The 5,398-nt window shown below is 76.1% G+C and carries 1 protein-coding gene; it reads right to left on the reverse strand.

Annotated features, from left to right (window positions below; genetic code table 11):
- Positions 1-18 precede the first annotated feature (18 nt).
- Entirely contained in the window at positions 19-5,388 is a 5,370-nt protein-coding gene (locus ACEPPI_RS39745; RefSeq protein WP_373920124.1) for an acyltransferase domain-containing protein, read from the reverse strand.
- Positions 5,389-5,398: the final 10 nt, after the last annotated feature.

Consider the following 5,398-nt stretch of genomic DNA (forward strand, 5'->3'; position numbering starts at 1 on the left):
GTTCGCCGGGCTCATTGCTCATCCCGCACCTGAGCCGACCGCCCCGCCGTACAAGCAGGCCCGGTCAGTCCAGCCATGCAGCCGCGTGCACTCATCGGCCTCCGCGTGGCGCTGCCAGGGCGAGCCGGGGGCGGCGCCCGCGGCGCGGGAGTGGACGGTGAGGGTGCGGCGGCCCTCCCCGTCGGCGGCGGAGACGAGCAGGCGCAGTTCGACGGCGCCGGTGTCGGGCAGGACCACGGGGGCCTGGAGGATCAGCTCGTCGAGGCGGCCGCAGCCGGACTGCCGGCCGGCCCACAGGGCCAGGTCGACGAGGGCCGCGCCGGGCAGCAGGACAGTGCCCAGCAGGGCGTGGTCGGCGAGCCAGGGCTGGGTGTCGGCGCCGATGCGGGCGGTGTAGACGACCGATCCGGACTCGGGGAGTTCGACGCCGGCACCGAGCAGGGGGTGCCCGGCCTCGTGGAGGCCCACGGAGGCGGCGTCGCCGCGGCGGGCAGGCGCGTTGTACCAGTAGCGCTCGCGCTGGAAGGGGTAGGTGGGCAGTTCCACCCGGCGGGAGCCGCTGCCGAAGAGGGCGTCCGCGTCGATCTCGACGCCGCTGACGTGGGCCGTGCCGAGCGCGGCGCCGAACCAGCGGGCGCCGCCCTTGTCGCGGCGCAGGGTGGCCAGGACGGCGGCGTGGGCGCCGGTGTCGGCGACGGTCTCCTGGAGGGAGGTCGCGAGCATCGGGTGGGGGCTGGATTCGAGGAAGACCTCGTGGCCGTCGGCGATGAGGGAGCGCACGGCCCGCTCGAACTCGACGGGTTCGCGCATGTTGCGGTACCAGTACTCGCAGTCCAGTGCGGCGGTGTCGAGGAGGCCGCCGGTGACGGTGGAGTAGAAGGGGATCTCGCCGGTCCGCGGGGCGACGGGGGCGAGGACCTCCAGGAGGTGCCCCTTGAGGGCGTCGACCTGGGCGGAGTGCCCGGCCGTGTCCACGCCGGGGATGGCACGGGCGTGGACGCCCTGCGCGGTCAGCTCGTCGAGGAGTTCGCGCAGGGCTGCGGGCTCCCCGGCGACGGCGGCGGTGCCGGGGCTGTTGACGGCGGCGACGGACAGCCGGTCGCCGAAGCGCTCCAGGCGGAGCCGCAGCGCGTCGGGGGCCAGCGATACGGCGATCATGCCGCCCTTGCCCGCGAGGGTCAGCCAGGCCTGGCTGCGCAGGGCGACGATGCGGGCCGCGTCGTCGAGGGAGAGCCCGCCGGACACGTACGCGGCGGCGATCTCGCCCTGGGAGTGGCCGACGACGGCCGAGGGGTGGACGCCGAGGGACCGCCAGGCGGCGGCCAGCGACACCATCATGGTGAACAGGACGGGCTGGACGACGTCGACGCGGCCGAGCGAGGGCGCGCCGGGGACCTGCCGCAGGACGTCCATGACGGACCAGTCCAGGTAGGAGCCCAGGGCGGCGTCGCAGGCGAGGGCGGCCTCCCGGAAGGCGGGCGACCGGTCGAGGAGCCCGTCGGCCATGGCGGGCCACTGGGAGCCCTGGCCGGGGAAGACGAACACGACGCGGTCGCCGGGGCCGGCGGCGCCCCGCAGTACGGCCGGGTGCGGCCGGTCCTGGGCGAGGGCGTTGAGGGCGTCGAGGATCTCCTCACGGCTCTCGCCGATGACGGCGGCCCGGCGGGCGAACCGGGAGCGGGCCTTGAGCAGGGTGTACCCGGCGTCGGCGGGGTGGGTGCCGGGGTGTTCGAGGAGTCCGGCGCGCAGCCGGGCCGCCTGGGCGCGCAGGGCGTTGTCGGAGCGCGCTGACAGCAACAGCGGGACGGTGACCTCCTCCCACCCGTCGGTGTCCGCGCCGGGGGCGGGCGCGCTGTCGGGGCCGGCGCCGGCGGGGCGGGGGGCTTCCTCGACGATGACGTGGGCGTTGGTGCCGCTGATTCCGAACGCGGACACGGCGGCCCGGCGGGGGGTGTCGCCCTGCGGCCAGTCGATGTCGTCGGTGAGCAGGGACACCGCTCCGGACGACCAGTCGACGCGCGGGGTGGGCTCGTCGACGTGCAGGGTGCGGGGCAGGGTCCGGCCGCGCAGCGCGAGCACCATCTTGATGACGCCGGCGACTCCGGCGGCGGCCTGGGTGTGGCCGATGTTGGACTTCACGGATCCGAGCCACAGCGGGTCCTCGGTGGAGCGGCCTTCGCCGTAGGTGGCGAGGACGGCCTGCGCCTCGATGGGGTCGCCGAGTTCCGTTCCGGTGCCGTGCGCCTCGACGGCGGTGATGTCGCCGGGTTCCAGACCGGCGTCGGCGAGGGCCTGGCGGATGACGCGCTGCTGGGATGGGCCGTTGGGGGCGGTGAGGCCGTTGGAGGCGCCGTCCTGGTTGACGGCGGAGCCGCGGATGACGGCGAGGACGGGGTGGCCGTTGCGTTCGGCGTCGCAGAGCCGCTCGACGAGCAGCAGGCCGGCCCCCTCGCCCAGGGCGACGCCGTCGGCGGAGGCCGCGAAGGCGCGGGAGCGGCCGGTGGGCGACATGACGCGCTGGCGGGAGAACTCGACGAGCATCTCGGGCGTGGACATGACGGTGGCGCCGCCGACGAGGGCCAGGCCGCATTCGCCGCGGCGCAGCGACTGCACGGCCAGGTGCAGGGCGACCAGGGACGCCGAGCAGGCGGTGTCGACGGTCACGGCGGGGCCTTCGAGCCCGAAGACGTACGAGAGGCGGCCCGACATGACGCTGGCGGAGTTGCCGGTGCCGAGGTAGCCGTCGAAGTCCTCGTCGCCGTTCTGCAGCAGCGGCATGTAGTGCTGGCCGTTGGTGCCGACGAACACGCCGGTCCGGCTGCCGCGCAGCAGGCCGGGGTCGATTCCGGCGCGCTCCATGGCCTCCCAGGAGGTTTCCAGCAGGAGCCGCTGCTGCGGGTCCATGGCGAGGGCCTCGCGGGGCGAGATGCCGAAGAACTCCGGGTCGAAGTCGGGGGCCTCGTGGAGGAATCCGCCTTCGCGGACGTACGTACGGCCCTTCGCGTCGGGGTCCGGGTCGTAGAGGCCGTCCAGGTCCCAGCCGCGGTTGGTGGGGAAGGTGGAGATGGCGTCGCCGCCACCGCGCACCAGCTGCCACAGCTCGTCGGGGGTGTTGATGCCACCGGGGAACCGGCAGGCCATGGCGACGATCGCGACGGGTTCCGCGTCCCCGCCGGCGGGGGCGGTGGCGAACGGGCCGTCCGCCCCTTCGTCGGGTCCGCCCGACGCCAGTTCGTGGAGGTGGCGGGCGACGTCCGCACTGGTGGGGTGGTCGAAGACGAGGGAGGCGGGCAGTTCCAGCCCGGTGGCCTCGCGCAGCCGGTTGCGCAGTTCGACGGCGGTCACGGAGTTCACGCCGAGTTCCCGGAACGCCCGGTCGGGTGTGACGTCCTCGGCGGAGGTGTGGCCGAGGACGGCCGCCACGTGCGTACGGACCAGCCGCAGCAGTTCGCGGCGCCGCTCCTCGGCGTTCTTCCCGCGCAGGCCGGCGGCGAGGGGTCCGGGGGTGTCGTGGGCCTCCTCGGCGGCCCGCCGTTCGGCCGCGCGCAGCGCCCGTACGGCGGGCAGTTCGTCGAGGAGGGTGCCGGGGCGGGCGGCGGTGTAGGCGGGCGCGAAGCGTTCCCAGTCGACGTCGGCGACGACGGTGCCGCTCTCGCCGCGCGCGACGAGCGTGCCGAGCGCGTCGAGGGCCCGCTCGGGTTCCAGGAGGGTCAGGCCCGCGCGGAGCAGCCGCTCGGCTGTGGGTCCGGTGAGGGCGTCCCGCCACGGGGTCCAGGCCACCGAGGTGGCGGGGAGCCCGCGGTGGCGGCGCTGTTCGGCGAGGGCGTCGAGGTAGGCGGTGCCGGCCGCGTAACCGCCCTGCCCGGCGCCGCCCCACACGCCGGCGACGGAGGAGAAGAGGACGAGGGTGTCCGGCGCGGCGCCGTCGGGGAGCGTGCCGAGCAGGGCGTCGAGGCGGCCCGCGAGGCCGCTCTTGGCGGTGACGGCCGTCGCGAAGCCCTCCAGGGTGGTGTCCCCGAGGGCGGTGAGCGCGGCGGCCGGCGGGGCGACGTACACGGCGGTGGGCGTGTACCGGGTGAGGAGGGAGCGCAGCGCGGCCTCGTCGGCGGGGTCGCACGCGGCGAGGGTGGTGCGGTCGGCGAGGCCGGCGAAGTCCTCGCCGGAGGGGTCGGGCAGGGTCGCGGCGGGTCCCGCGAGGACGACGTGCCCGGCGCCGTCGGCGAGCAGCCGGCGGGCGAGGGCTCCGGCGACGGGAGCGGTGTCGCCGACGAGCAGGACGGTGCCGTGCCCGGCAGGTGCCTGCGGGGTGCGGCCGGGGGAGGCCGGGAGGGCGGCCGGGAGGAGCCGGCGCCCGTAGGTGCCGGACCCGCGTACGGCGACCTGGTCCTCCGCTCCGGGCGCGGCGAGGAAGGCGGCCAGTCGCCGGAAGGAGCGGGCGTCGGGCTCGGCGGGCAGGTCGACGAGACCGCCCCACTGGGAGGGCAGTTCCAGCGCGGCCACCCGCCCCAGACCCCAGGTCTGGGCCTGTACGGGCGAGGGGGACTCGGCGGGCGACACGGCGACCGCGCCGGTGGTCACGGCCCACAGGCGGGCCTCGGTCCCGGCGTCCGCGGCGGCCTGCGCCAGGGTGAGGGTGGCGGTGAGGCCGAGGGGGACACCCGGGTGATCGGGGTGCTCGCCGGGGGTGAGGGAGAGCAGCGACAGGACACCGGTGAGCGGCTGGGCGTCGGGGCGGGCGGCGGCCTCGGCGAGGTGGGCCCGCAGGAGCGAGCGGTCGGCGTGGACGGGATCGATGGCGAGGGTCTCCACGGCCGCCCCGAGGCCGGTGAGGGCCTGCCGGGCGGATTCCGCGCGGGCGGAGCCGGCCGGCGAGTCGGGCAGGACGACCAGCCAGCGACCCCGCAGCCGGGCGGCGGTGTCGTCGCCGCGCAGGCTGTGCCAGCCGACGCGGTAGCCGAGGGACTCCGGCCCGTCGGCGCCGACGCGGGCGGCGGGGGCGACGGCGGGGGCCGCGGGCAGCCAGTGGTGGGTGCGCTGGAAGGCGTACGTGGGCAGGTCGACGGGGCGGGCGCCGGTGCCCTCGAAGAGCTGCGCCCAGTCGATGTCGGTGCCGCGCACGAAGAGCTCGGCGGCGGAGGTGAGGAACCGCTGGAGTCCGCCTTCGTCACGGCGGAGCGAGCCGGTGGTGGTGACGGCGTGAACGCCGAGGGCCTCTGCTGTCTCCTGGATGCCCATGGTGAGGACGGGGTGCGCGCTGGACTCGACGAAGGTGGCGAAGCCGTTGTCGAGGAGGACCTTGACCGTCTCCTCGAAGCGGACGGGGTGGCGCAGGTTGCGGTACCAGTACCCGGCATCGAGACCGGTGGTGTCGACAGGCCCGGCGCTCACGGTCGAGTAG

The organism is Streptomyces sp. AB3(2024), from assembly GCF_041862025.1.
In the GTDB taxonomy this organism is placed as follows: Bacteria; Actinomycetota; Actinomycetes; order Streptomycetales; family Streptomycetaceae; genus Streptomyces.